The organism is Polaromonas aquatica, from assembly GCF_050626995.1.
Taxonomy (GTDB): Bacteria; Pseudomonadota; Gammaproteobacteria; order Burkholderiales; family Burkholderiaceae_C; genus Polaromonas; species Polaromonas aquatica_A.
This window is the reverse complement of sequence record NZ_CP192467.1, coordinates 130,484-157,024: the sequence shown is the minus strand read 5'-3', so window position 1 is coordinate 157,024 and position 26,541 is coordinate 130,484. Positions and strand designations below refer to the sequence as shown.

At 61.3% G+C, this 26,541-nt stretch carries 25 protein-coding genes; 13 read left to right on the top strand and 12 right to left on the bottom strand.

Annotation, left to right across the window (positions count from 1 at the left end):
- A complete protein-coding gene (locus tag ACQ4MS_RS00725) occupies positions 1 to 441 on the top strand; it encodes a TIGR02594 family protein (protein WP_431097065.1) in 441 nt (146 codons plus the stop codon).
- Positions 442 to 480: 39 nt separating this feature from the next.
- Here ACQ4MS_RS00725 and mltB read toward each other — a convergent pair whose 3' ends face one another.
- The 4 genes from mltB to ACQ4MS_RS00705 all read right to left on the bottom strand — a co-directional run bounded on the left by mltB (position 481) and on the right by ACQ4MS_RS00705 (position 6,243).
- Entirely contained in the window at positions 481 to 1,557 is a 1,077-nt protein-coding gene (gene mltB, locus ACQ4MS_RS00720) for a lytic murein transglycosylase B (protein ID WP_431097063.1), read from the bottom strand.
- 57 nt (positions 1,558 to 1,614) lie between these two features.
- Positions 1,615 to 3,624 carry a transglutaminaseTgpA domain-containing protein gene (locus ACQ4MS_RS00715; protein WP_431097061.1) on the bottom strand — a complete coding sequence of 670 codons (2,010 nt, stop codon included), beginning with the start codon at positions 3,622 to 3,624 and terminating at the stop codon, positions 1,615 to 1,617.
- A 643-nt stretch (positions 3,625 to 4,267) separates the two neighbouring features.
- Positions 4,268 to 5,293 carry a DUF58 domain-containing protein gene (locus ACQ4MS_RS00710; protein WP_431097059.1) on the bottom strand — a complete coding sequence of 342 codons (1,026 nt, stop codon included), beginning with the start codon at positions 5,291 to 5,293 and terminating at the stop codon, positions 4,268 to 4,270.
- A 29-nt stretch (positions 5,294 to 5,322) separates the two neighbouring features.
- A complete protein-coding gene (locus ACQ4MS_RS00705; protein WP_431097057.1) occupies positions 5,323 to 6,243 on the bottom strand; it encodes an AAA family ATPase in 921 nt (306 codons plus the stop codon).
- A gap of 40 nt (positions 6,244 to 6,283) precedes the next feature.
- On the opposite strand from ACQ4MS_RS00705, the gene ACQ4MS_RS00700 reads away from it, so the two are divergent.
- The 9 genes from ACQ4MS_RS00700 (at position 6,284) to ACQ4MS_RS00660 (ending at position 16,204) form a co-directional block, all read left to right on the top strand.
- Entirely contained in the window at positions 6,284 to 7,237 is a 954-nt protein-coding gene (locus tag ACQ4MS_RS00700) for a histone deacetylase family protein (RefSeq protein WP_431097055.1), read from the top strand.
- An 8-nt stretch (positions 7,238 to 7,245) separates the two neighbouring features.
- Positions 7,246 to 8,049, top strand: a complete 804-nt coding sequence (locus ACQ4MS_RS00695; protein ID WP_431097054.1) for an enoyl-CoA hydratase — start codon at positions 7,246 to 7,248, stop codon at positions 8,047 to 8,049.
- A complete protein-coding gene (locus ACQ4MS_RS00690) occupies positions 8,031 to 9,392 on the top strand; it encodes a mechanosensitive ion channel family protein (RefSeq protein WP_431097052.1) in 1,362 nt (453 codons plus the stop codon). The genes ACQ4MS_RS00695 and ACQ4MS_RS00690 overlap by 19 nt, the downstream gene beginning before the upstream one ends.
- A 330-nt stretch (positions 9,393 to 9,722) precedes the next feature.
- A complete protein-coding gene (locus tag ACQ4MS_RS00685) occupies positions 9,723 to 10,472 on the top strand; it encodes an electron transfer flavoprotein subunit beta/FixA family protein (RefSeq protein WP_431097051.1) in 750 nt (249 codons plus the stop codon).
- A gap of 11 nt (positions 10,473 to 10,483) precedes the next feature.
- Positions 10,484 to 11,416: an electron transfer flavoprotein subunit alpha/FixB family protein gene (locus tag ACQ4MS_RS00680; protein ID WP_431097050.1), complete on the top strand. Its 933-nt coding sequence runs from the start codon at positions 10,484 to 10,486 to the stop codon at positions 11,414 to 11,416.
- Positions 11,417 to 11,447: 31 nt separating this feature from the next.
- Complete coding sequence (locus ACQ4MS_RS00675; RefSeq protein WP_431097049.1) at positions 11,448 to 12,086, top strand: hypothetical protein; 639 nt, start codon at positions 11,448 to 11,450, stop codon at positions 12,084 to 12,086.
- Between the two features lie 127 nt (positions 12,087 to 12,213).
- A complete protein-coding gene (locus tag ACQ4MS_RS00670) occupies positions 12,214 to 14,004 on the top strand; it encodes an acyl-CoA dehydrogenase (protein ID WP_431097047.1) in 1,791 nt (596 codons plus the stop codon).
- 98 nt (positions 14,005 to 14,102) lie between these two features.
- On the top strand, positions 14,103 to 15,065 hold the full coding sequence (locus tag ACQ4MS_RS00665; RefSeq protein ID WP_431097046.1) for an NAD(P)H-dependent flavin oxidoreductase: 963 nt from the start codon (positions 14,103 to 14,105) through the stop codon (positions 15,063 to 15,065).
- Between the two features lie 11 nt (positions 15,066 to 15,076).
- On the top strand, positions 15,077 to 16,204 hold the full coding sequence (locus tag ACQ4MS_RS00660) for an acyltransferase family protein (protein ID WP_431097044.1): 1,128 nt from the start codon (positions 15,077 to 15,079) through the stop codon (positions 16,202 to 16,204).
- Positions 16,205 to 16,284: 80 nt separating this feature from the next.
- Here the strand turns inward: ACQ4MS_RS00660 and ACQ4MS_RS00655 are convergent, their stop codons facing one another.
- Complete coding sequence (locus ACQ4MS_RS00655; protein ID WP_431097042.1) at positions 16,285 to 16,632, bottom strand: DOPA 4,5-dioxygenase family protein; 348 nt, start codon at positions 16,630 to 16,632, stop codon at positions 16,285 to 16,287.
- A 195-nt stretch (positions 16,633 to 16,827) separates the two neighbouring features.
- Here ACQ4MS_RS00655 and ACQ4MS_RS00650 point away from each other — a divergent pair, with 195 nt between their 5' ends.
- Positions 16,828 to 17,916: a PA0069 family radical SAM protein gene (locus ACQ4MS_RS00650; RefSeq protein ID WP_431097040.1), complete on the top strand. Its 1,089-nt coding sequence runs from the start codon at positions 16,828 to 16,830 to the stop codon at positions 17,914 to 17,916.
- A 126-nt stretch (positions 17,917 to 18,042) separates the two neighbouring features.
- Positions 18,043 to 18,483 (top strand): GNAT family N-acetyltransferase, encoded by a 441-nt coding sequence (locus ACQ4MS_RS00645; RefSeq protein WP_431097038.1) that lies wholly within the window; start codon positions 18,043 to 18,045, stop codon positions 18,481 to 18,483.
- Positions 18,484 to 18,511: 28 nt separating this feature from the next.
- On the opposite strand, the gene ACQ4MS_RS00640 is transcribed toward ACQ4MS_RS00645, so the two are convergent.
- The 6 genes from ACQ4MS_RS00640 to ACQ4MS_RS00615 form a co-directional block, all read right to left on the bottom strand.
- On the bottom strand, positions 18,512 to 19,180 hold the full coding sequence (locus ACQ4MS_RS00640; RefSeq protein WP_431097036.1) for an amino acid ABC transporter permease: 669 nt from the start codon (positions 19,178 to 19,180) through the stop codon (positions 18,512 to 18,514).
- 85 nt (positions 19,181 to 19,265) lie between these two features.
- The gene (locus ACQ4MS_RS00635) at positions 19,266 to 20,060 is read right to left on the bottom strand and encodes a transporter substrate-binding domain-containing protein (protein WP_431097035.1); all 795 of its coding nucleotides are present in this window, start codon (positions 20,058 to 20,060) and stop codon (positions 19,266 to 19,268) included.
- A gap of 287 nt (positions 20,061 to 20,347) precedes the next feature.
- Complete coding sequence (fghA, locus tag ACQ4MS_RS00630; protein WP_431097033.1) at positions 20,348 to 21,220, bottom strand: S-formylglutathione hydrolase; 873 nt, start codon at positions 21,218 to 21,220, stop codon at positions 20,348 to 20,350.
- Positions 21,217 to 22,131, bottom strand: coding sequence for an alpha/beta fold hydrolase (locus tag ACQ4MS_RS00625; protein ID WP_431097031.1), 915 nt, complete (start codon positions 22,129 to 22,131; stop codon positions 21,217 to 21,219). The genes fghA and ACQ4MS_RS00625 overlap by 4 nt, the downstream gene beginning before the upstream one ends.
- Before the next feature lie 11 nt (positions 22,132 to 22,142).
- Positions 22,143 to 23,249: an S-(hydroxymethyl)glutathione dehydrogenase/class III alcohol dehydrogenase gene (locus ACQ4MS_RS00620; protein ID WP_431097029.1), complete on the bottom strand. Its 1,107-nt coding sequence runs from the start codon at positions 23,247 to 23,249 to the stop codon at positions 22,143 to 22,145.
- 270 nt (positions 23,250 to 23,519) lie between these two features.
- On the bottom strand, positions 23,520 to 24,743 hold the full coding sequence (locus ACQ4MS_RS00615; protein ID WP_431097027.1) for a glycerophosphodiester phosphodiesterase: 1,224 nt from the start codon (positions 24,741 to 24,743) through the stop codon (positions 23,520 to 23,522).
- 136 nt (positions 24,744 to 24,879) lie between these two features.
- On the opposite strand from ACQ4MS_RS00615, the gene ACQ4MS_RS00610 reads away from it, so the two are divergent.
- A complete protein-coding gene (locus ACQ4MS_RS00610; RefSeq protein WP_431097025.1) occupies positions 24,880 to 25,275 on the top strand; it encodes a YkvA family protein in 396 nt (131 codons plus the stop codon).
- A 68-nt stretch (positions 25,276 to 25,343) separates the two neighbouring features.
- On the opposite strand, the gene dnaJ is transcribed toward ACQ4MS_RS00610, so the two are convergent.
- A complete protein-coding gene (gene dnaJ, locus ACQ4MS_RS00605; RefSeq protein ID WP_431097023.1) occupies positions 25,344 to 26,486 on the bottom strand; it encodes a molecular chaperone DnaJ in 1,143 nt (380 codons plus the stop codon).
- Positions 26,487 to 26,541: the final 55 nt, after the last annotated feature.

Sequence of the window (26,541 nt, the reverse complement as noted above, 5' to 3'; positions counted from 1 at the left end):
ATGCAAACACCCTGGATGCCCATCGCCTTTGCGGAAGCCGGTGTGCGCACCTTCCCCGTGGGCCAGAGCAACCCCCGCGTGACTGAGTACCACGCCCACACCAACATTCACGGTTATGACGACAAGGCGTCTTGGTGCTCTTCGTTTGTCAATTGGTCTTTGGCCCAGGTCGGCATCCCGGGGACGGGGTCTGCATTAGCGCGGTCATGGCTGGACTGGGGCGAGCCGCTCAGCGAACCTGTGCCTGGCTGTATTGCTGTGTTGTCGCGCGAAGATCCCAGTGGCTGGAAAGGCCATGTCGGATTTTTTCTCCGCGCGGATGAGGCGAACGTGTATTTGCTGGGTGGCAATCAGCTGGATCAGGTGTGTGAAAACGCCTACCCCCTGGCTGCGGTGCTGGGCTATCGCTGGCCCTCGTCTGACCATGGCAAGCGGCCTTGATTCCCCGGCGGCTGCGCGCCTGGCCTGATGCATGCAGGACTACTTCACCCGCGCCGCCACTTCCCGCCCCAGCTCAATCACCGCCATCGCGTAGTAGCTGCTCCAGTTGTAGCGGGTGATGGCATAGAAGTTCTCGGTGCCGGCGACGTATTGCGGCGCGTCCTGACCGTTGAGCAGCTCCACCAGCGCGAGCGGCCCGGTATGCTGCAGCGCCTGTCCTTCCAGTACCGCGCCTTTGGCCGTGAAGCTCTCCACGCTGAAGGTGGGCAGGATGTCCGGTGCCATCAGGGCATCCATGTCGAGCCGGCTTTTTTCGAAGCTTACGGGGTAGTGCGTGGGCATGCCGGGTTGCCAGTTGAACGCCCTGAAGTAGCTGGCAACCGAGCCGATGACATCGGCGGGGCTGCCCCACAGGTCAATGTTGCTGTCGCCGTCGAAGTCCACCGCGTACTTGTTCCAGCTTGACGGCATGAATTGCGGCATGCCCATGGCGCCGGCAAAGCTGCCGCGCGCATCGAAGGGGCTGGCTTCGCGCCGGCTTTGCAGCGTCAGGAATTGCTCGATCTCACCCTTGAAGAATTCGCTGCGTTCCCTGGCGCGGGGATGACTGGCGGGAAAATCGAAGGCCAGGGTGGTCAACGCGTCCATCACGCGAAAACTGCCGGTGTCGCGGCCGTAGATGGTTTCCACGCCGATGATGCCGACGATGATTTCGGCGGGCACGCCGTATTCCTTCTCGGCGCGCTCCAGGGTTTGCCGGTTTTCGAGCCAGAAGCGCCGGCCGGCTTCAATGCGCACCGGATCGATGAAGCGGCTACGGTAAACGCGCCAGTTTTTGACAAAGGTTTTGGCCGGCGGCTGCATCAGCCGCACCACGGTGGCGTTGTAGCGCGACTGGCCAATTGCATCGCGCACCCAATCAGGATCCAGGTCACGGCGTGCGGCGATGTCGTTGGCAAACTGCATGGCCTCTGGGCGGGTCGAATACAGCGGCCCTTGCGCGGGCCCCGATTTGGCAGCCACCCGCTTTTTGATATCGTTTACCTCACCAGGCCAAGCCAAACCTGCACAAGCAGCTATCAAAAAGAGAGCGAATCCGAAGCGATGAAGGCGCATGAATGGGAAAAGGATGACGGATGACGGGAGCGTGAGCGGGGAGGACTGGCCCCGATTTTAAGCGGGCCAGGCGAGCCGATCGAACTCCTGCCTGAGGGCATGAAGCTGCTTCTTGTCGCCGCTTGGGGGCATGGCCGCGTAGCGCAGATGCTCGAGCCGCATCAGCGAATCATGCAAGGCCTGCCCCTGCTGGCCGTAACGGCGTATCACTTCCAGCGCCAGCTGGCGGGGTGAGGTGGCAGGCGTGCTGTGAATGCCGGCTTTGTCCAGCCGCTTGCGCACCCGTGCCAGCAGGCGCAGCCAGGGGTCGTGCTGTGCACGGTCCCACAGTGTCCAGGCTGCGCCTACCAGGGCGGCCAGCACCACAATGGCGATCAGCACGTAACTCAGGTCCTCCCAGCTGGGGGATTCAAAACCTATATCTTTCAGGAAGTTGAGTTGCTTGCCCTGGGTGTAGTTCAGCACCCACTGGTTCCAGCCGTTGTTCACGGCCTCCCAGGTAGCGCGCAGCTGTGCCGTCAGGGTCGGGCTGAAATTACCCAGGGCCTGTGCCACCACGCCTTGCGGTGCCGCCAGCCGCTGGAAGGCGCCTGTGCGTCCCGGTGCCACCGCCGAAGTCGGGTCTACGCGCACCCAGCCTTCCCCGGCCTGCCAGACTTCGGCCCAGGCATGCGCGTCGCTCTGCCGCACCACCCAATAGCCGTCAATGTTATTGGCCTCGCCGCCCTGATAGCCGGTGACGATGCGCGCCGGAATGTCGAGGGCACGCATCAGGACGACAAAGGCCGAGGCGATGTGTTCGCAAAAACCTTCCTTGCGGTCAAACCAGAATTCGTCGGCGGTGTGCTGGCCATATACGCCGGGCTCCAGCGTGTAGACATAGCCTCCGGTGCGCAGCCGCTCCAGTGCCACCTGCACCAGCGTGCGGGTATTGGCCGTTGTGTAACGCGGGTCGCGGCGGATCTCGGCTGCCAGCGCTAATGTGCGTGGGTTAAAACCCGGTGGCAGGGCCACATATTCCTGCAAACCGATCACCTGCTGGCGCGGCCCGTGCCGGAAGATCGGGTAACTCTGGGCCTTGTAGCGCACCAGGTCTGTGATCGGCCGGTTGGTGAACCACTGGAGGTCGGGGTCCATGCTGCTGCGAAAACCTGGCAAGTCCGGAGTTTGCGTGGCTGCCTCCATCACGAAGATCCATGGATGGTTGTTGGGTGCCAGGGTCACCTCATAGTTGACTGGCGCACCGGCCACCTCAAGGTTGGCTGGCAAGGCAAAACGTGAGGGCAGGAATGCTCGCAGGGGCTGCCAGTTGCGACCGTCGAAATTTGTGAGCACGGGTCCCCGGAAATACAGGTCTTGTTGAGGTGGTGGTTTGCCGCCCTCAAACCGGATGCGCATGGCCACGCTGTCGTCCAGCGCGAGGGTCGCGATGTTGCCCACCTGCATGCTGGAACTCAGGCCGCTGCGGCCAGTCATGGCATCAGCCGGAACTCCCCACAAGGGGGCTATGCGCGGAAACAGCAAAAACAGCACCAGCATGATGGGCGCGCCCAGCAGGGCCATCCAGCCGGCTGTTTTGGCGCTTTGCAGCAGCGGCGGTTTGCCCACCGGCAAATGGGCGTTGACCAGCACGGTCAACAAACCCATCAGCCCCAGCAGCATGCTGAAGGCAGTGAGCAGGGATTGCGAATAAAAGAAGTTGCTCAACATGCAGAAGAAGCCGAGAAAAAACACCACGAAGGCGTCGCGGCGGGCCCGCAGTTCCAGAGTCTTGAGCGTCAGAAGCACTACCAGCATGGTCACGCCCGCATCACGGCCCAGCAGGGTCCTGTGCGTCATCAGCGTGGCGCCAATGGTGAGGGCCAGAAGCGCCAGCAGCCACCATTTGCCTGGCAGCGGACGGGCCTCCACGGCGAGCCAGCCGCGCCAGATCAGCACGGTGCCGGCCAAGGTGCTGCACCACAGCGGCAGGTTGCCCACCTGGGGCAGCAATACCCAGGCAATGACCAGCAACAGGAACAGGGTGTCGCGGGCGTCGCGGGGAAGGGTTTTGAGACGGGTCAGCATTTTTGCTCCTGCTGACTGTCAGTACTGCAGGCCGGGTTTTGCTCCAGCGTGGCGCTTTTTGATAAGAACTGCTGGCCGGGGGTTGCCCGGCAGCAAGTAACTTTCTTTTGCTTCGCCAAAAGAAAGTCACCAAAGAAAAGGCGACCCGCAGTCTGGGTCCCCTGCGCTGCGCTACGGGGCAACCTGCGCTGCTCGACTCCGGCGGCGGTCCGCAGAACTCGCCTTCGGCTCAAACAACTGCGGCCCGACCTTCCGCCTCCGTCTGCGCTGCTCGGCCCAGCCTGGACGGGGAAGTCCGAATACAAAGACCAATACCAACAAGGACACGCCGTGGCGTGCCCTTGTTTCTTCAGGTATTTGGTATTTCTTCCCCACCCCCTTCTGTATGCGCCGAGGAGCGCAGGGCCAGACGGATCAGGGCAAAAACTTGTCTGAGCCGCAGGCGAGTTGTTTTTGACCCCTGCTGGACCGAGCACCGCAGGTTGCCCGCAGCGAAGCGCAGGGACGCAGACAGCAGGGTCGCCTTTTCTTTTGCTTACTTTGCTTTTGGCGAAGCAAAAGAAAAGTAAGTTGCCGCCGGGCAACCCCCGGCCAGCAGAACCAGGCAAAAAGCACCCCCGTCGGACAAAAAATCCAGAAACCATCAACATACCGCCAACGCCTCCAGGCAAAGCCGTTTATGCGCCTCCCCACTGGCAGGCTTGATCTCCAGCGAAGGCAGCCTCAAGCCATAGTCCAGCGCAAGCTTGTCCGCCATCAGCACCCATGCACACAGCCGCGAAAGTTTTTGCTCGACACCCGCAGATCCCGCATTCATGAAGTCCAGCCAGAGTTCATGCCGCTGGGCTTGCTGCGTGTCGCGCACGACCAGACCGTTACCTTGCTCGTCGGCTTTGGCCGCTTTTTTCCAGACGATCAGCTTCATAGGGTCGCCGCGGCGGTACCCCCGCACGCCATCGAACTCACCTGTACTCTGGGTCCGTGAGGCTGCCGCGGCGCCCCCGGAGCGGGGTTCCCCGGGCGGCAGTGGCGGTGGGTTGGCCTCGGGGTTCGGATAAACCAGTATCTGGGCCGCTGGCCGCCACACCGTCCAGACGCGGAAAGTGCCCAGTGGGAATCGCGTTTCAGCGGTCAGCGTGGGCAGCCGGTGCAACCCGCGCTGCGGTGGTGTGAAGGCCACTTGCACCACGCTGCTGCCCTGCGCTGGCACGTCGGTCCAGACCCAGTGCCGCTCGCTGCCTTTTCTGGCGTCATTTTTTGCATCCACGTCGTGCGGATCCAGAACGCTGAGGCCAATGCCATGGCGCGCAGTGCGCCTGGCGTTCATGAGTTTCACGTCAAATGCGGCTGTGGCGCCTGCGTAATGAGCAGGAGGCGCTACTAAATTCATAGCTAGCCCGCGCAGCGTGCCGTGGCAGACGTGCATGCCGATCAAGGCACTGCCGGCCAACAGAAACGTCAGCAGGTAGCCCAGGTTGAGCTGGTAGTTGATGGAGGCGACCAGCAGCACCAGCAATGTCACGCCCAGCATCAGGCCTGGCCGCGTGGGCAGGATATACACATTGCGCTGGGTCAGCGTCACACTGTCGGTGAACGGTAGCTTGCTTTGCCACCACTTCTGGAAGCGTCCCCGGATGAATGCCAGGGGATTGGGAAGGGATGCCGTCATGGCCATGCGTGGTCTGGCTGCTCGGGCCGTCAGGGAAGGGGGACGGCGTCAAGCATGGCGCGCACCTGCTCCACAGGGCCGCGCCCGGCGTCGCTGACGGGGATGAGCCGGTGCGCGGCGGTTTGCGGCAGTACTGCAGCAATGTCATCAGGCGCCACGTAGTCCCGCTTGTTCAGGAAAGCTTGTGCTTTTGCGGCCCGCATGATGGCAATGCCGGCGCGAGGGCTAAGGCCCTGCAGGAACCAGCGGCCCGAGCGGGTTGCCGTGACCAGATCCTGCAGGTAGTTCAGCAGCGGCTCCGACGCGTGCACTTTCGCCACCATCTGCTGCAACTCAAGCAGGTCGTGCGGTGTCAGCAAGGCCGGCAGTTTTTCGACCATGTCGCGCCGGTCGGCGCCGCGTAGCAGTTCACGTTCAGCGGCGCGGTCGGGGTAGCCCAGCGAGATCCTCATGTGAAAGCGGTCCAGCTGCGATTCAGGCAGTGCGTAGGTGCCGAGCTGGTCGTGCGGGTTTTGCGTGGCGATGACAAAAAATGGCAGGGGCAGGGGCCGGGTTTCGCCTTCGACCGTAACCTGCTTTTCTTCCATGGCCTCGAGCAGGGCGCTTTGGGTTTTCGGGCTGGCCCGGTTGATCTCGTCGGCCAGCAGCACCTGTGCGAACACCGGCCCGGGATGAAACACAAAGCTTTCCTTCTGGCGCTCGTAAATCGAGACGCCCGACAGGTCACTGGGCATCAGGTCGGCGGTGAACTGCACCCGCGAAAATTGCAGGCCGAAGGAGCGGGACAGCGCGTGGGCCAATGTGGTTTTCCCCACGCCGGGGACATCCTCAATCAGCAGGTGCCCCCCGGCCAGCAGGCAGGCTACGCAATCCTGCACCTGCGCCGGCTTGCCGACGATGACCGTGTTAAGCTGATTCAGGAGCGCTTGGAGTTTTTCTGTGACGTTCATGGCGCCAACCATACCGTAATTTTTTACAAATTATTTCCCGATGAGCACGACAGGTTATTTCAGCCACCCTGATTGCCATAAACACGAGATGGGTCCCGGTCATCCGGAATGCCCTGAGCGGTTGGATGCCATCGAAGACTGGCTTCTGGCCACCGGCGTCAAGGACGCGCTGGACGCCCGCGAGGCGCCGCTGGCGTCGCTGGGCGACATCGAGCTGGGCCATGACCGCATGATGGTGGCGGCGATCCGCGGCCTGAGTGACAGCCTTGGCGATGACATCAATGCGGGCGGTCCGGCATACGCCCAGATCGACCCCGACACCGCCCTCAATGTGCATAGCTGGAACGCCGCCGTGCGCGCGGTAGGCGCTGTGCTGGCGGCGACCGACGCCGTGATGGCCGGTGAGCTTGAAAACGCGTTTTGCGCCGTGCGCCCGCCGGGGCACCACGCCTGCCACAGCCGCTCCATGGGTTTTTGCATCTTCAACAGTGTGGCCATTGCCGCCAAATACGCACTGGAGCGCCACGGCCTCAAGCGCGTGGCGATCGTCGACTTCGATGTGCACCATGGCAACGGCACCGAAGATATCCTGAGCGGTGACGAGCGGGCCTTGATGGTGAGTTTTTTCCAGCACCCGTTTTACCCCTACACCGGCACTGAAAGCCACGCCGGCAACATGCTCAACCTGCCCGTGCCGGCTTACACCAAGGGCATGGCTGTGCGTGAGCTGATCGAGGCGTCGTGGATTCCGCGGCTCGAAGAGTTCAAGCCGGAGATGATTTTTATCAGTGCCGGTTTCGATGCCCACCGCGATGACGACCTGGGCCAGATGGGCTTGGTCGAACAGGACTACGCCTGGATCACCCAGCGCCTGAAAGACGTCGCCAGGCGCCATTCGCAAGGCCGCATTGTTTCGTCGCTGGAAGGCGGCTACAACCTGAACGCGCTGGCGCGCAGCGTGGAAGCCCACATTCGCGTCCTGGCCGACCTGTAGGACTTGCGATGAGTGCCGCGACTGCCGACGCTTCGGCTCCCGTGCTTCATACGCAAGATGCGCGTGGTGTGCACCGCCTGGTGCTGAACCAGCCGGCTACTTTCAACACCCTGAGCGAAGACGTGCTGGCAGCGCTTCAGGCCGCGCTGGACGCGATTGCGGCCAACCCCTCGGCGCGTGCCGTCGTCATCTCGGCGCAAGGCAAGGCTTTTTGCGCCGGCCATAACCTCAAAGACATGCGCGCCCGGCCCGAGCTGGCCTACTACCAGAAGCTTTTTTCCCAATGCACGCGCATGATGCTGGGTATCCAGAAACTGCCGGTGCCGGTGATTGCGCAGGTGCAGGGCCTGGCCACTGCGGCCGGGTGCCAGCTGGTTGCGCAATGTGACCTGGCGGTGGCCTCCAGCAATGCAACCTTTGGCGTGAACGGCATCGATGTGGGCCTGTTTTGCGCCACGCCCAGTGTGCCCCTGGTGCGCAACATGCCCGCCAAACAGGCCATGGAAATGCTGCTTACCGGCGACTTCATCACGGCCGACGAAGCGCGCATGCGCGGGCTTGTTAACCGGGTCGTGCCGCTGGAGGCGCTGGACGCCGAAGTGGAAAAACTTCTGCAGTCGCTGCTGTCCAAACCCCGCGAAGCGCTGGCGATGGGCAAGGCACTGTTCTACCAACAACGCGAAACAGGCATCGAGGCCGCCTACCAGCTGGCGGGCCAGTCCATGGCCTGCAACATGGCCCATGCCGTTGCGCAAGAGGGCGTGCAGGCCTTCATCGAAAAAAGGAAACCCCAATGGCCGCCGGCGCCCTGACAACCCGTTCTGCTCCTCCCGCCCGTATAGACACCCTGGATGGCTGGTTTGCGGCGCTGACCCAGCCCACCGTACTGACAGAGCTGGGTGTCCTGGTCGGCTGCGTACTGCTGGCCTGGTTGGTGGTGCGGGTAGCGGGACGCGCGCGCATGGCGGTCGACGGGACTTCCATTCTCTTCGGGCGGCGCGTGATCGACGGCGTGCTTTTTCCGCTGCTGCTGCTTTTCTTTGCCTATGCGGCGCAGGCCCTGCTGGCTCGGGTCTTTCCGGTGGCGTTGTTCAAGGTAGCCATTCCGGTACTGCTGTCACTGGCGCTTATTCGCCTCGGGGTCAAGGTGCTGCAGGTGGCTTTCAAGGACGCGCCGCTGGTGCGCGCACTGGAGCGGACCATCTCCTGGCTCGCCTGGATCGCCTTGGTGCTGTGGGTCAGCGGCTTGCTGCCCGTTGTGCTGGAGGAGTTGGACAGCATCAAATGGAAGGTTGGCAACTCGAACCTGTCGGTGCGCACCCTGCTTGAAGGTGCGGTGACGGCGGGCGTTGTATTGCTGATCACCTTGTGGATTTCTTCGGCGATCGAGGCACGCCTGCTGCGCAAGGCTACCGGCAATGAGTTGTCCCTGCGCAAGGCGGTTGCCAATGCAGTGCGTGCCGTGCTGATGTTTGTCGGTTTGCTGATGGCACTGTCCTCCGTGGGCATAGACCTCACAGCCTTGTCGGTGCTGGGCGGTGCCATAGGCGTGGGTGTAGGTTTTGGCTTGCAGAAGCTTGCCGCCAACTATGTGAGCGGCTTTGTCATGCTGGCCGAGCGCAGCGTGCGCATCGGCGACAACGTGCGGGTCGATACCTTTGAAGGGCGCATTACCGACATCAACGCACGCTATACCGTGGTGCGTGCACCGTCGGGACGCGAGTCCATCGTGCCCAACGAAATGTTCATCAGCACCCGCATCGAAAACCTTTCGCTGACGGACACCCAGGTGCTGCAGGCCACTGTGATAACGGTGGGCTATGACAGCGACGTCGAGCTGGTCATGCGACTGCTCAATGAAGCGGCGCTCAAGCAGGACCGCGTAATGCGCGACCCGGGCCCAGGCGTCAATCTGACCAATTTCGGCCCCGACGGGCTGGAGTTCACGCTCAATTACTGGATGACAGATCCTGAAAATGGCCAGCAAAACCTGCGCTCGCAGGTCAACCTGGCCATCCTGGCATCCTTGCGGGCGCATGGCATCGACATCCCTTATCCGCAGCGCGTGGTGCACACCCGAGTGAGCATTGCCGAAGAAGCAAAAGGAAAAGTCACCAGTGTTGCCCATGGCGGCCCAGACACCAAACCTTCCTGAACAGGCGTCATGAGGACGTGCGGCACGCGTGTTTTGGCCTGTTTGGCCGTTACTTTGTTTCAATTGGCGCCTGAAAGACACCTTTAGGACAGTGGTTGGGCAGGATGCTCTAATTCCTCCTGTTCTGACCTCTATAATAAAAAATAGAACGACCGTTCTTTTTCTGCCTGGTCCTCCGGATACCCTCCGGTAACCAGCTCCGCAGCCTGTATCAAGGCCGCTGCAGCATAGAATGCAAGGCTTACGTTTACGTCAACGTCAATTCGGTCCTATTCCGTTTTCGATCTCAATCTGAATTCGTACTCAATCCATCAACTCTGGAGTCCTCTCATGAAGGTCTTGGTTCCCGTCAAACGCGTTGTGGACTACAACGTCAAAGTCCGCGTCAAATCCGATGGCACCGGTGTCGACATTGCCAACGTCAAGATGAGCATGAACCCGTTTGACGAGATCGCCGTCGAAGAAGCGACCCGCCTGAAAGAAAAGGGCGTTGTGACCGAGGTCATCGCCGTCAGCTGCGGCGTGCTGCAGTGCCAGGAAACCCTGCGCACCGCCATGGCCATCGGCGCCGACCGCGCCATCCTGGTCGAAACCGCTGAAGAACTGCAGCCGCTGGCCGTCGCCAAGCTGCTCAAGGCGCTGGTTGACAAAGAGCAACCGCAGCTCGTCATCCTCGGCAAGCAGGCGATTGACGATGACTGCAACCAGACCGGCCAGATGCTGGCCGCGCTGCTGGGCTGGCCCCAGGCTACCTTTGCTTCCAAGGTCGAGGTTGAAGGCACCACCGCCAAGGTCACACGCGAAGTCGATGGCGGCCTGGAAACCCTCTCGCTCACGCTGCCCGCCATCATCACGACCGACCTGCGCCTCAATGAGCCGCGCTACGTCACCTTGCCCAACATCATGAAGGCCAAGAAAAAGCAGCTCGACAACGTCAAGCCTGAAGACCTTGGCGTCGATGTCAAGCCGCGCATCAAGACCCTGAAGGTCAGCGAGCCGCCCAAGCGCAGCGCCGGCATCAAGGTGGCCGACGTGGCCGCCCTGGTGGACAAGCTCAAGAACGAAGCCAAAGTAATTTAAGGACTGATGACATGACCGCACTCGTTATTGCAGAACACGACAACGCCAGCATCAAGCCCGCGACCCTCAACACCGTGACGGCTGCCGCCCAGTGCGGCGGCGACGTGCACGTGCTGGTGGCCGGCAAGGGCGCAGAAGCCGCCGCCAAGGCCGCCGCCGCCATTGCCGGCGTGGCCAAAGTCATCCACGTTGAAGGCGAGCACTTCGCCCACGGCCTGGCCGAGAACATGGCCGCGCAGGTTGTCGCCATCGCTTCCGCCTATTCGCACATCCTGTTTCCCGCCACCGCGTCGGGCAAGAACATCGCTCCCCGCGTGGCCGCGATGCTGGATGTCGGCCAGATTTCAGACATCACCAAGGTCGATGCCGCCGACACCTTTGAGCGCCCCATCTACGCCGGCAACGCGATCGCCATCGTGCAGAGCCTGGACGCGACCAAAGTCATCACCGTGCGCACCACTGGCTTTGACGCCGCGGCTGCCACCGGTGGCTCCGCAGCCATTGAGTCGCCCGCTGGCGTGGCCGACAGCGGCAAGTCGAGCTTCCTGGGTTCCGAGATCGCCAAGAGTGACCGTCCTGAATTGACCGCCGCCAAGATCATTGTCTCGGGTGGCCGCGCAATGGGTTCCAGCGAAAAGTTCAACGAGGTGCTGACGCCGCTGGCCGACAAGCTGGGTGCGGCACTGGGCGCTTCGCGCGCCGCCGTTGATGCAGGCTACGCCCCCAACGACTGGCAGGTGGGCCAGACCGGCAAGATCGTGGCGCCCCAGCTGTACATCGCTGCCGGCATCTCTGGCGCGATCCAGCACCTGGCCGGCATGAAGGACAGCAAGGTCATCGTCGCGATCAACAAAGACCCTGAGGCACCAATTTTCAGCGTGGCTGACTACGGCCTGGAAGCCGACCTGTTCACCGCTGTGCCAGAGCTGGTGGCGGCCCTGTAATCCGGGTCCCGGCCAGCCCCGAGTGAATGCGATGCTGCAACCCGGTCAACTCGGTGTGAGGCGAGGCGCGTGCATCGCCTTGATGCTGGCCAGCTTGCTCCTGACCGCTTGCGCGGGGCTTGATCGCAAGGTCGAGCAGGTAAGCGTCAAGTCGGAGATCAAGGAGCCGGTGACCTCGTTGGCCTTCGTTTTTGTGACGCCCGAGTGGGCCAACCAAAATCCGGATCTTGTCAAAGGCTATCGACTCTCGGGGGTTCTTGACAACCGCCTGATGAACCAGAGCGTCGGGCATGCCGCGGAATTCATGCAGATCAATGGTGTCCCCGCAAAGTACGCGGGGACCTTCGGTCAGCGCTCCAACATTCGGGGAACGCTGGGCGAATGGTCGGGCCAGGGTTACAACACGCTGCTGTTTGTGCCGATGGGCTCCAGCGTCACGTCTCAGGGCCATGAAGCCTTGAGGGGCTCTACCCGCTACCGCGTGACGCTTTACAGCAAGAAGCTTGTGCCCATGCTGGAGTTTCAGGATGTGTTCTACGCTTCGGCTCCGGATTCCGGCCATGTAGACCTGATGGCGGCGGGCTGGCTCAATGCCTTGATGGACAACGGTTATGTACCGCGGAAATCCGGCAAGCTGTTGGAGCCGCCGCTTCGTGATTTTTCGCGTTAGGTTTGAAGGGCCCCGTGTGGCTGTTGAGGCCCTGACTTCGCCTGGTGCATGCCAGACCGGCAGCCCTTGACGGTGCATCGTTTTACCTGCCTTCGCCGGGCAATAGATTATTTTTCGGAGACAAAACATGACTTACAAAGCCCCTCTCAAGGACATGCTGTTTGACATCCAGCATCTGGCCAACATTGAGCAGATCGCGCAAATCCCCGGCTTTGAAGAAGCCGGCTTCGACACCGCGCAGGCCGTGCTGGAAGAGTGCGCCAAGTTCAATGAAGGCGTGCTTGCGCCGCTGAACCGCGATGGCGACATCAATCCGTCCAGCTGGAAAAACGGTGAAGTCACCACCACGCCAGGTTTCAAGGACGCATTCCGCCAATACGTCGAAGGCGGCTGGCAGGGCCTGCAGCACCCGGCAGATTTTGGCGGCCAGGGCCTGCCCAAAACCATAAGCGCGGCCTGCGGTGAAATGCTCAACTCCGCCAACATGAGCTTTGCGCTGTGCCCGCTGCTGAGCGACGGTGCCATCGAAGCGCTGCTTACGGCCGGCTCCGACGAGCTCAAGGCTGTCTACCTTGAAAAACTGGTCAGCGGCCAATGGACCGGTACCATGAACCTGACCGAGCCGCAAGCCGGTTCCGACCTCGCCATGGTGCGCAGCCGTGCCGAGCCGCAGCCCGATGGCAGCTACAAAATCTTCGGCACCAAGATCTTCATCACCTATGGTGAGCACGACATGGCCGAGAACATCGTGCACCTTGTTCTTGCCCGCGTCACCGGCGCACCTGAAGGCGTCAAAGGCATCAGCCTGTTTGTCGTGCCCAAATTCATGGTCGGCAAAGACGGCGCACTCGGCGCGCGCAACGACGTGCACTGCGTGAGCATCGAACACAAGATGGGTATCAAGGCATCGCCCACCGCGGTATTGCAATACGGCGACCACGGCGGCGCCGTGGGCTCCATCGTCGGCGAAGAGAATCGCGGCCTCGAATACATGTTCATCATGATGAACTCCGCCCGCTACGCCGTCGGCATGCAGGGCATCGCGATTGCCGAGCGGGCTTACCAGAAGGCCGTGGCCTTTTCGAAAGACCGCGTGCAAAGCCGCCCGGTCGACGGCTCCATCAAGGCCAGCGCGCCCATCATCCACCACCCCGATGTCAAACGCATGCTGATGACCATGCGCGCCTACATTGAAGGCTGCCGCGCCATGGCCTCGGTGGCAGCTGCCGCCTACGACGCGACTCACCACCACCCCGATGCGGACGTGCGCAAACAGAACCAGGCCTTCTACGAATTCATGGTGCCGCTGGTCAAAGGCTACAGCACCGAGATGAGCCTGGAAGTCACATCGCTGGGCGTGCAGGTGCACGGCGGCATGGGCTTTATTGAAGAGACCGGTGCGGCCCAGTACTACCGCGACGCCAAGATCCTCACGATCTATGAAGGCACCACAGCCATCCAGGCCAACGACCTGATCGGCCGCAAGACTTCACGCGATGGCGGCCAGACGGCCAAGGCCATTGCCGCGCAGATCGAAAAAACCGAGGGCGAACTGCTCAAGCAGGGCAGCGCTGACGCCGTGGCTGTGGCCAAGCGCCTGAAGGCCGCGCGTATTGCCTTCGTTGATGTGGTCGACTTTGTCGCGGGCAACACCAAGGCCAGCCCCAACGCCGTGTTTGCTGGCAGCGTGCCTTACCTCATGCTCGCGGGCAATGTGGTGGCCGGTTGGCAGATGGCGCGTTCGCTGCTGGTGGCGCAAGAGCAAATCGCGCAAGGTGTTGATGTCGTCTTCATGCAGTCCAAAGTCACCACCGCACGCTTTTACGCGGACCATCTGCTGACCAAGGCGCCCGGTGTGCGCGACAGCATTGTCGAAGGCGCAGACAGCGTGACCGCGCTGGCGCTTGAGGCGTTCTAATCTCAAGTTGCCATTTTGCTATTAATCGATAGCTGCAAGCCCATTATTTATTGGGCTAGAGCACGTTTTACTAAAATTCAGAGACACACGGAGCCACCATGTCCAGACTGCCCGGCGCATTGAACAAGCTGCCTTTGCCCATCATCGGCTCGCCGCTTTTTATCATCAGCAACCCGAAACTGGTGATTGCGCAGTGCAAGGCCGGCGTGGTCGGCGCCATGCCCGCGCTCAACGCGCGCCCTGCGTCGCAGCTCGACGAATGGCTCGCTGAAATCACCGAGGCGCTGGCCGCACACAACAAGGCCAACCCCGACAAACCCGCGGCGCCGTTTGCCATCAACCAGATCGTGCACAAGTCCAACGACCGGCTCGAGCACGACATGGAAATGTGCGTGAAATACAAGGTGCCCATCTACATCACCAGCCTGGGCGCGCGCGAAGACATCAATGCCGCCGCACACAGCTACGGCGGCGTGGTGCTGCACGACATCATCAACAACAAGTTCGCGCGCAAGGCGATTGAAAAGGGCGCCGACGGTCTGGTGGCCGTGGCAGCCGGTGCGGGCGGCCACGCGGGCGTGAAGAGCCCGTTCGCCCTGATCCAGGAAATCCGCCAGTGGTTTGATGGGCCGCTGGCGCTGTCCGGCGCCATTTCTACCGGCGGCGCAGTGCTGGCCGCGCAAGCCATGGGCGCCGACTTTGCCTACATCGGCTCGGCCTTCATCGCGACCGAGGAGGCGCGCGCCGCCGACGCCTACAAGCAGGCCATCGTCGACGGCAATTCCGACGACATCATCTACAGCAGCCTTTTTACCGGCGTGCACGGCAACTACCTGGCGCCGTCGATTCGCGCCGCCGGCATGGACCCGGAGAATCTGCCCGAAGGCGATGTCAAGACCATGAACTTCGGCGGCGGCGAGGGTAGCAAGTCCAAAGCCTGGAAAGACATCTGGGGTTGCGGGCAGGGCATTGGCAGCGTCAGCAAGGTGCAACCTGCTGCGGACTACATTGCCCAGCTCGGCCGCGAGTATGAGCAGGCGCGCCTGCGGGTCTGCGCTTAAGCCCCGCATCGATGGCCTCACCACCACGCCTTCCGGGCATTGACGCCCTCAAGGGGCTGGCGTGCGTGATGATCGTTTGGCACCACCTGGCCTTTTACGGCCCGATGTCGGATGTGGTTCACCCTTTCGCGCCTGCCCTCATGGAATGGCTGTACGACTACGGCCGTATGGCCGTGCAGGTCTTCCTCGTTGTGAGCGGTTTCCTGGTGGCGGCTTCACTAGCACCGCAGGGTGTGGCGGTGTTTGATTCGCCCGCCCGGCTGATCTTTCGCCGCTATTGGAGGCTGGTGAAACCTTACCTGGTGGCGTTGGCTGTCAGCGTGCTGGTCGCTGCGCTGATCAGGCCCTGGTTTGTGCATGCATCTGTGCCGGCAGCGCCCACCCTGTTGCAACTTATGGCGCATATGTTTTTGCTGCAAGACGTGCTCGGGCAAGAGGCGCTTTCCGCCGGCGTCTGGTATGTGGCTATCGACGTTCAGCTGTATGCGATGGTGGTGTTGGTCTTTGCCTTTGCCCGGCGGTTCCAGTTTCAGCAGGGCGAGAGTGGCGATGCGGCGCACGCCACTTCGGCATCGTCAACGGTTGCAGCCCCGCTGGGCATAAGCCTCGTTCTGTTGTTCGCCCTGGCCTCACTGCTGTTCTTCAATCGCCAATCGGCGTTTGACATCACCGCCCTGTATTTTTGCGGCTCCTATGCGCTGGGCATGCTGGCCTTCTGGGCATCCAGCAACCTCGGCGCCCGGCGCAGCTTCTGGCTCATCGCGATGGCGCTCATGGGCGGGCTGGCCCTGACGCTGGACTTCAGGGGGCGGCTGGTGGTGGCGCTGGTCACCGCCTTCGGGCTGGTCGGGCTGGCCTGGCTGAGCCCCAACGCGTGGCCGGTGCGTTGGCTGCAGCAGCCGCAGCTGGTACAACTGGGCCGCATTTCGTACTCAGTGTTTCTCATCCACTTCCCGGTGTGCCTGCTGGTCAATGCCATCGTCAGCTACTTCTGGCCGACGCAGCTGGTTGCCAATGTGACGGGCTTGCTGCTGGCCTTCGTGCTGTCGCTGCTGGCCGGCAGCGCGCTTTACCGCTGGGTAGAGTGTCGGCCGGTGCTGGAAGGGAATGGCTGGCTGCGCCGAATGTTTGCGAACTAAAATCGGCTCTAGCCCAGGTATCCATTTGGCCTATAGCTATCAAATTGGTAGCGAACCCGGTGACAATCCACCACACCAGCTCAGCGCTTGAACATCTCCAGCTTCAACTCCGCAGGCTCCCCCAGCCATGAGGCATGCGTCGTGTGATCCGCCAGGTCGTCGCCTGTCAGGCCATGCACAAACACATCAAGCCCCTTGCGTTCGCTCTCCAGCCAGGGAATGAGGCGGTCGAACAACTCACTGCCAAACGCCAGCTGACAACTCCACCGCGGATGCGGTCCAACCTCACGCTCATGCACCCGGCCCACAGCCACACCAAAAAGCTCGCCCGCCTCTTCGCAGAGAGCGCGCGCCTGCTCAACTGTGTCGGGCCCGAAATAAACATGGGCGTGATAGTGGGCGTAGAGGTTTTCGGGGCGTTTGATCATGTATTGGATTGGTGAAATGCTCGGCAGGATGATGGTTTTGGCTTAAGGCAAAAGGCATTATTCGCACCCTTTGCGAGGACGTGTTGCGAAAGGGGATTTGATTGCATATACTGTATTTTCATACAGTATCTTAAGCGACCATTTCCCATCCAAGACGCCTATTCACGGTCTGCTTCCAGGCCAGGTTAAGCCATCATGTCCGACGCCACCATCCCCATCCACGCCATCAAGGGCCGCGGCACCGCCACGCGCATGCCGCACCGGTTTGAAAAAGACGTGCGCGCTGCCTGGGACGATGGCTGGGGCACGCTGGAAGAGGCGGCTTCAGGCGAAACGCCGCCACTGCAAACCGAGGTCACGTTTGAAACCGCGCGCAGTGCCATCAGCAAGAACGACTCGCCGGACATCCACTTTGATTATTCGGTGAACCCCTACCGTGGCTGCGAGCATGGCTGCGTCTATTGCTACGCGCGGCCCACGCACAGCTACCTCAACCTGTCTCCGGGCCTGGACTTTGAAACGAGGTTGATTGCCAAGCGCAACATCGTGGAGGTGCTGCGTGCCGACATGGGCAAGCGCAGCTACGTTCCCAAACTCATCAACATCGGATCAGCGACCGACTGCTATCAGCCCATAGAGCGCGAGCTTAAGCTGACTCGCAGCGTGATTGAGTTGATGCAGGAAGTGGGGCAGCCGTTCTCCCTGGTGACAAAGTCCAGCGGCGTTGAGCGCGACCTGGACCTGATCGCGCCTATGGCCGCGCGCAAGCTCGCTGCGATTTACGTCACCATCACGTCGCTGGACGGCGAGGTGGCGCGCAAGCTGGAGCCGCGCGCGGCTGCGCCGCACAGGCGCTTGCGCACCATACGCACGCTGGCTGAGCATGGCGTGCCCGTGGGTGTGAGCCTGGCGCCGCACATTCCTTTCGTCACCGAAGACATGGAACAGGTGCTGGAAGCCGCGTGGGAGGCCGGCGCCCGCTCCGCGTTCTACCACGTCATTCGCCTGCCATGGGAGGTTGCACCGCTGTTCAAGGAATGGCTTGAGTTGCACTACCCGCAGCGTGCCGCGCGCATCATGGCGCATATCCACGAGATGCGCGGCGGCAAGGACTACGACAGTAATTTCGCCACGCGCATGAAGGGTGCGGGCCTGTGGGCGGATCTGGTGCGCCAGCGTTTTCAGAAGGCCACCAGCAGGCTGGGCTTTAACCGCGAGCGCGTGGAGCTGGACTTGACGCAGTTTCGGCCACCGGGCGTGGCGGGGCAGGGGAGCCTGTTTTAAGATGTGCGCCGCCGATGCCGGTCATTCAGCGCGAGGGCTATAGTCCAAAAGAGCGAGTATTGCGCCCCCAGGCGTTTGGAGTGGGACCGTCGCACCTCGTACCGTTCGAAATAAAAGGAGCTCACCTTGGCACTTGAGTGGAAATATTCATCGGAACACATGGCTGTTGCAGACTGGGAAGAGTTGTCGAATCTCTACCGAATTGCCCCACTGGGCGACAAGAAACCGGCCGACCTTCAAGTAGTTTTCTCCAACAGCATGTTCAAGTGTTTTGTGTATGACGGCGGCAAGCTGGTTGCTGCCGGCCGCGCGGTGGCGGACGGCAGGGATTGCTCTTACATCTGCGACATCGCGGTGGCGCCTGAACGGCAGGGTTCGGGCATGGGCAAGGAAATGGTCGCGGCGCTGGTGAAGCTGTCCAGCGGCCACAAAAAAATCATCCTCTATGCGGTGGCAGGCAAGGAGCCCTTTTACCGCAAGCTGGGCTTCAGGCGCATGTTGACCGCGATGGCGATTTTTGCGAACCAGGAGCAGGCGCTTCAGAGTGGCTTGATCAGCGACAACTGAGGCTGTATCTCTGCGCCCGGGCTCTTCGCTAGCGCAGGTAGCTGCGGTTCAGCCGCGTCTCAAGTTTCTTTTGCAGCGTCTCAAACGAAGCGCTCATGGCCCAGTAAATTCCCGCTGCCGCCAGGTAGAGCGGAAAAGGCTGGAAGGTGGTGGCAATCACTTCCTTGGTCGCCAGCATCAACTCACCTACCGCAATCACCGACACCAGCGAGGTGTCCTTGATCAGGCTGATCAGGCTGTTTGAAAGGCTGGGAACTGCCAGGCGCAGTGCCTGCGGGCCGATCACATAGCGCAATGTTTGTGCTTGCGTGAGGCCCAGGCTGCGAGACGCATTCCACTGACCGTGCTCGACGCCGTTGATGGCGCCGCGAATCGTCTCCGACAGATACGCGCCCACGTTCAGGCTCAGACCCAAAATGCCCGCAGTGATCGGGTCGAACTGGATACCGATGCTGGGCAAGCCGAAGTAAATGACGAAGAGTTGCACCAGCAGCGGCGTGCCGCGCATGCAGCTGACATAGAGCGTGGCAAATTGCGAAAGTCCGGGTACCTTTGCCAGCCGCGTCACGGCTACAACGGTTCCGATGATGGCGCCGAAGAAAACAGACGCCACTGCCAGTAGCAGCGTCCACGCCGCGCCTTTGAGCATCAGCGGCAAGGCGTCGCGCAGCAACTGGGTCAAGCCAGACAGGTCCATAGGAGTCTCCACAAATAAAAACCCCGGCTTGCGAGCCGGGGTGCTTCAAGCGCCTGCCGAAAGACGGCGCGCGGCTGATGGGATATTACTTTGCCACAGGCGGCTTGCTCACGTCGCGGTCAAACCACTTGGTGGAGATCTTCGCGAAGCTGCCGTCGGCCTGCAAATCGGCCAGGGCCTTGTCGATGGCTGCTTTGAACTTGGGGTTGTTTTTCACAAAGGGAATGCCTGACTTTTCCAGGTCGCCCACAGGTGCACCGGGTTTCAGCGGCAGTTTGGTCTGTTTGACGATGTAGGGGATCAAGAGGCTGTCGTTCAGCGCGGCGTCGATGCGGCCCAGTGCCAGGTCCTGCAAATACTCTTGCGCGCCGGGGTAGGTTTTTACGTCGATACCGCCCACTTTCTTGGCGATGTCGGCGTAGTTGGTACCCTGGCCGAGGCCGAGCTTTTTGCCCTTCAGGTCGGCCAGTGTTTTGAACTCGCGCTTTTCGTCTTTGCGGATGATCAGCTGCGGGGCAGAGATGGTGTAGGGCTCGGAGAAGTCAAAGGTCTCCTTGCGCTTGTCGGTGATGCCGACCTGGTTGATCACCACATCGTATTTTCCGGCCTGCAGGCCTGCGAGGATGGCGCTCCATTCGCTGGTGGAGAACTCGGCCTTCACGCCCAGCTTTTGCGCCAGCGCAGTGGCCAGCTCCACCTCAAAACCGGCGAGTTGTCCGCCTTCTTTGTAATTGAAGGGCGGGTAGGTACCTTCCAGCGCGACTTTGAGTGTGCCGCGCTGCTTGACGGTGTCCAGCAGGTCGGCCGCACTGGCTCCCAGTGCGAGGGTGAAAAGGAATGTGGAGGCGATGGAGGAGACGACGGTTTTGCGGATATTCATATTCAGTCCTTGAATAAGGAAATTATTATTGAGATGAAAATAAATATTAAATCGGCTCCGGTTTTAATGCGTCCGGCATTCAAAAATCCCTACAGGACATCCGGATGATCGGAAGGCCTCAACGGCTTGGCACGAGGCTCAGGTGTTCAAACCCGGATAAGTTCCGATGGTCGGTGAGCGGTCTGTCGCGAGCCGGTTTTTCTCGCGCTGACAGAACCACATTCTGAATCTCGCCAAGGGGGCGAATGAAAGACGTGGCGATTGTTCCAGACTCCACGAGCCTTCACTCAACTTGCAAGGGACAATCCCAGCTGCCGGGCATGGTGCCGCAAGTGTTCGGCCATGAAGGTCGCGATGAAGTAGTAGCCATGGTCATAGCCCGCGTGGCGATGCAGGGCCAGTGGTTGCTGCGCTTTGGCGCAGGCCGCTTCAAACAGTTCCGGGTACAGCTGCTCGGTGAGGAATTTGTCGGCAAGCCCCTGGTCTATGCGTATGCCGCCAGGGTAGGGTGCCGCAGGCATGGCGTTCATCAACGCGGTGGCGTCATGTTCGGCCCACTGCGATTCATCGCTTCCCAGGTAGCCTGTGAAAGCCTTGCGCCCCCACGGACACTGGCTGGGCGCGCAGATCGGTGCAAAAGCCGAAACTGAGTTGAACAGATCCGGATGGCGAAGCGCCAGCGTCAACGCGCCGTGCCCACCCATCGAATGGCCGAAGATACCGATGCGTCCTGCATCAATCGGCAGGGCGCCCGTCAGCAAGGGCAGCAGCTCCGCCGTGACATAGCTTTCCATGCGGTAATGCTGGGCCCACGGGGCCTGTGTCGCATCCAGGTAAAAACCGGCGCCCCGGCCGAAGTCCCAACTGTCGGTTTCTCCCGGAATTTTTGCGCCGCGCGGGCTGGTGTCGGGCGCGATCAGGGCCAGGCCCAGTTCGGCGGCCAGGCGCTGCGCTCCGGCCTTGATCATGAAGGTTTCTTCATTGCAGGTGAGGCCTGCCAGATAGACCAGGGCCGGTACTTTGTTCCCTTCGCCGGCTTGCGGCGGCAGGAACACCGAGAAGCGCATGGGCAGGCCAACCTCTTGCGAGTCGTGCTGGTAAAACCGCTGCACGCCGCCAAAGCAGGCATGTTCGCTGAGGAGTTCGGTTGGCGTGTTCATGCGGGAAGGTGCTTTTGCACCAGTTCAAGCACCGCGTCCGCAAACAATTGCGGCTTTTCCTGAGGCAGGTTGTGGCCTGCGCCGGGCACGATGCGATGAGACCGTGGGCCGGTAAAAAGGTGAGCGTGCTGCGAAGCAGCGGCCGGAGGACGAACCCCGTCGTCAGCTCCGTCGAAGGTGATGCTCGGCACAGTGATGGCTGGTTGTGTTGCCAGGCGTTGCTCGATGGAGGCCAGCGCCGGGTCACCCGCGACCAGCCCGAAACGGTGGCGGTAGGAGTGGATCACCACCTCGACAAAGTCCGGGTGGTCGAAAGCGGCAGCACTGCGTTCGAAAACGGCGGCATCGAATTGCCAGGTAGGCGACCATAACTTCCACAACAAGCGGCACAGTGCACGCCGGTCAGCTGTGAGGCCCGCGCGTCCGCGCTGGCTGTGAAAATAATACTGGTACCAGAGGCTGTGCTCGTTCTCGGGTGTGTCGGGCACCATGGCCTTGGCAATGTTCTGGATGTTGTAGCTGTTCAGCGACACCAGCCCGGCACAACGCTCGGGCCAAAGGGCCGCCACAACACAGGCCGCACGCCCACCCCAGTCATAGCCGGCCAGCACGGCACGCGGAACCGCGAGTGCATCCATCAGTGCCAGCAGGTCGGCTCCCAGCGCCGCCTGTTCCCCTGAACGTGGCGTGGCATCGCTCAGGAAACGTGTGGCCCCGTAGCCGCGCAGGTAGGGCACGTAAACATGGCAGCCCTGCGCTGCCAGCAGCGGCGCCACTTCAGCATAAGCATGAATGTCATAGGGAAAGCCGTGCATGAGGAAAACGGGCGAGCCATCGGCCGGTCCGGTTTCGTACAAGGCAACGTCCAGCATGCCGGCGCTTATCTGGCGCAGAGGTTGAAGCGTGTTCATGCCGCCTCCCCTCAGTACAGCACCACGCCGCGAATCGACTCACCGCTTTTCATCAGGTCGAAGCCCTTGTTGATGTCTTCGAGTGGCATGGTGTGCGTGATCAGGTCGTCAATATTGATCTTGCCTTCCATGTACCAGTCGACGATCTTCGGCACGTCGGTGCGGCCGCGCGCGCCGCCGAAGGCCGAGCCTTCCCATTTGCGGCCGGTGACGAGCTGGAAGGGCCGGGTGCTGATCTCCGCACCCGCTTCGGCCACACCGATGATGATGCTGCGGCCCCAGCCCTTGTGCGTGCATTCCAGCGCCTGGCGCATCACCTTGGTATTGCCAATGCATTCAAAGCTGTAATCGGCGCCGCCGTCTGTCAGCTGCACGATGGCATCGACCACGTTTTCAGTTTCCTTCGGATTGATGAAATGCGTCATGCCGAACTTGCGCGCCATCTCTTGCCGCGCGGGGTTGATGTCGACGCCGATGATCTTGTCGGCGCCCACCATCTTCGCACCCTGGATGACGTTGAGACCGATGCCACCCAGGCCGAACACCACCACATTGGCGCCGGCTTCGACCTTGGCGGTGAAAAGCACAGCGCCAATGCCGGTGGTCACGCCGCAGCCGATGTAGCAGACCTTGTCGAAGGGCGCGTCTTCACGGATTCTGGCCAGCGAGATTTCGGGTGCGACGGTGTAGTTGCTGAACGTGCTCGTGCCCATGTAATGGAAGATGGGCTTCCCGTCCAGGCTGAAGCGGCTGGTGGCGTCGGGCATCAGGCCTTTGCCTTGCGTGCCGCGGATCAGCTGGCACAGGTTGGTTTTGCGCGAAAGGCAAAACTTGCACTGCCTGCATTCGGGTGTGTAGAGCGGGATGACGTGGTCGCCCTTTTTTAGCGTCGTCACGCCAGGCCCGACGTCAACCACAATGCCCGCGCCTTCATGGCCCAGGATCGCCGGGAAGATGCCTTCCGGGTCGGCGCCCGAGAGCGTGTAATAGTCGGTGTGGCAGATGCCGGTGGCCTTGATCTCGACGAGCACCTCGCCGAATTTCGGTCCCTGCAGGTCCACGGTTTCAATGGTCAGGGGCTGGCCTGATTTCCAGGCGACTGCGGCTTTGGTTTTCATGGTGGTGGGGTTTGGCTTGAGTAGGAGGGACCGGTTTGGTGCGTAAAGCACTATAAGTCAGTCCCTGCTGCGAACGCCTTGCCCGCGCTGTATCTTCCTGTGTCCAGTGCTTCATTTTGAGAAAACCTGCATCCTGGCGTCTGTGCAGGGCCGACACGGTTTTAACAGCCTTCTCTGTAACAAAAATAGCTGCTCCGCCCATAAGAAACAGGCGCGAGCAGCTATCAATTTAGTAGCGAATGTATAGACGAGCGGACTCGCCCAAGGACGTCAGCGGCCGATTTCTTTCAGGTACTGCGCGCGCGCGGCAATGGCGGTGTCGGTGAAATCGGTGAACACGCCATCAACACCTGCACGGTAAAAAGCCAGGTATTCGGCCTTGGCGTCACCCTTGTAGTCGGCAGCCAGGCGCCGCGATTCATTGCGGAAGGTGAAAGGGTGCACGAAGAGGCCGGCCTTGTGCGCGTCGGCCACCAGGCTGGTAGCTTGCAATGAGGTGGCGTCCGCATCGTTGAGCTTGCCGTCGCGGTTGATGTCAACCTGCTTGCCGTCGGCGGCGATGGTGCCCTTGGTGCCGATGATGAAGCGCTTCCAGGGGCCGATGCCGTCGGCATAGGTCTTGATTTCGGCCAGGCCGGCGGGCGTGGTCATGGCGTCAAAAAGGCGTTTGTCGCCGGCTTTGGTCCAGTCATAAGGGCGATCACTCGGCACGGCAAAGGTCACGCTACCGGTTTTCGGGTCAACACCGTCGCCGTCGATCAGTTGGATCAGGCGCGTGTTCAGGCCCTTGCTCTTCATGTACTTCAAGCTGCCGGGTTCAAACGACTGCACATAGATGGGAGCGGTCTTGCTGTTCCAGCCGGCGGCGTTGATGATGGCGATCAGCTTGTCTTCCATCGGCAGGCCGAGCTCGCGGAAGTATGTCGGGTTCTTGGTTTCAGGGTAGATCGCAATCGTGCGGCCGGTCTTGATGGACTGGGCCTTGGCCATGTCGACCACTTCCTGGAAAGTCGGGACTTTGTATTGGCCGTTGAACTGCTGTGGGCGCTCGGCGTCTGTCGAGATCGCACCCAAGGTGCGAATTTCGGCCAGCGTGAAATCATTGCTGAACCAGCCGGTCTGTGTTTCGCCGTCGACCTTGATGGTTTTCTTGCGTGAAGCGAATTCAGGGCGCTTGGCCACGTCGGTGCTGATGGCCAGGTTAGGGTCGTGGCGGGTGATCAGCACGCCGTCCTTGGTCACCACCAGGTCCATCTCGATGACATCGGCGCCCAGTTCAATCGCGCGCACATAGGCTTCCATGGTTTCTTCGGGCACCTGGCCCGAAGCGCCGCGGTGGGCGATGACCAGCGGTGCCTTGCCGTCGAGCGTGGAGAGGCCGGCCTGCGATGTTGTGCCTGGGGAAGAGCAGGCGGCCAGCAGTACGCTGCTGCAGATAAGCGCGAGCAAGCCGCCTTGTTTCAAGGCCAAGGCTTTGCGGGTCGATACGGTCATGGGTGCATCTCTCAAGTTAAAAGACTGATCGTAGGCATGCAATGACGACAGGCATGTGACAGTGTGTGCGGTGCAGGCTTCCCTACAACAGCTGCGGAGCCGTGCGGCGCCGTTTGAGCGTTTGGCATACTGCGGCATGGGCATAGCCGACACTGTGAAAAACTGGGCAAAGCGAGTCAAACGCGACGGCGTGACGCTTTGGTTCGCGGGCAAACACCCTGCAACGCCCTGGTATGTCAAGGTCCTGGGACTCTTCGTCGTGGCCTATGCGCTCAGCCCCATCGACCTGATCCCGGACTTCATTCCCGTGCTCGGCTACCTGGACGATGTGCTGCTGCTGCCCGCGCTGATCTGGTTGACCATCAGGCTTTTACCGGCCGGGGTTCTCGCCGATTGCCGCAGCCAGGCAGATGCATGGATGGAGACTCAAGGGGCAAGACCGCGCAGCCGGGTTGGTGCGGTTCTGATCGTGTTGCTCTGGATCGGCGCCGGAGCCGTCATCTGGGTCTGGCTTGTTCAGCCGCGGTTATAGCGATCCATCAAGAAAAATGCCGGAACAAGTCCGGCATTTTTGGAGAGAGCGCAAAAGATCAAGGCCGCTCAGGCGCTGAAAAACCCTTTGAGTTTGTCGGCCCAGCCTTCTTCACTCGGTGAATGCTTGGCACCGCCTTTTTTCAGTGACTCATCGAGTTCCTTGAGCAACTTGCGCTGGTGTTCAGTGAGTTTTACCGGTGTTTCCACTGTGATGTGGCAATACAGGTCGCCTGGGTAGCTGGAGCGAACGCCCTTGATGCCCTTGCCGCGCAGGCGGAACTGCTTGTTTGCCTGGGTGCCTTCGGGAATGTCGATCGCAGCCTTGCCGGCCAGTGTCGGCACTTCAATCTCACCGCCCAGTGCGGCGGTGGTGAAGCTGATGGGCACCGCGCAGTGCAGGTCGTCGCCATCGCGCTCGAAGATGTCGTGCTTCTTCAGGCGGATTTCGATGTACAGGTCGCCCGGCGGGCCGCCATTGGTGCCCGGCTCGCCGTTGCCCGTTGAGCGAATGCGCATGCCGTCGTCAATACCTGCAGGAATCTTGACTTCCAGCGTTTTGTTGTTTTTGGTCTTGCCCACGCCGTGGCAGGTGATGCAGGGCTCGGGAATCAGCTTGCCGGTTCCCTTGCACTGCGGGCAGGTCTGCTGCACGCTGAAGAATCCCTGGCGCATCTGCACCACACCGTGGCCGTGGCAGGTGGTGCAGGTCACCACCTTGGTGCCGGGCTTGGCGCCGCTACCGTGGCAGGTGTTGCAGTCGTCCCAGCTCGGGATGCGGATTTGCGCTTCCTTGCCGTTGGCGGCTTCTTCGAGCGTGATTTCCATCGCATAGCTCAGGTCGCCGCCACGGTAGACCTGACGGCCACCGCGCTGGGCTCCGCCGCGCTGCCCGCCGAACACGTCGCCGAAGATGTCGCCGAAGGCTTCGGCAAAACCGCCAAAGCCTTCCGCACCCGCCCCGCCACGCATGTTCGGGTCCACACCCGCATGGCCATACTGGTCGTAGGCGGCGCGTTTGTCGGCGTCGGAAAGCATCTCGTAGGCTTCTTTAGCCTCCTTGAATTTTTCTTCGGCAACCTTGGACGCATCCCCCTGGTTGCGGTCAGGGTGGTGTTTCATCGCGAGTTTGCGATACGCCTTCTTGATGTCTTCATCACTGGCATTTTTCGGAACGCCCAGTGTGTCGTAGTAGTCTTTTTTGGTGGCCATGGCAGGTCGATCGGAAAATCTTCGTTATAGGTCTTGGCTGTCAACAAGCGGGTCA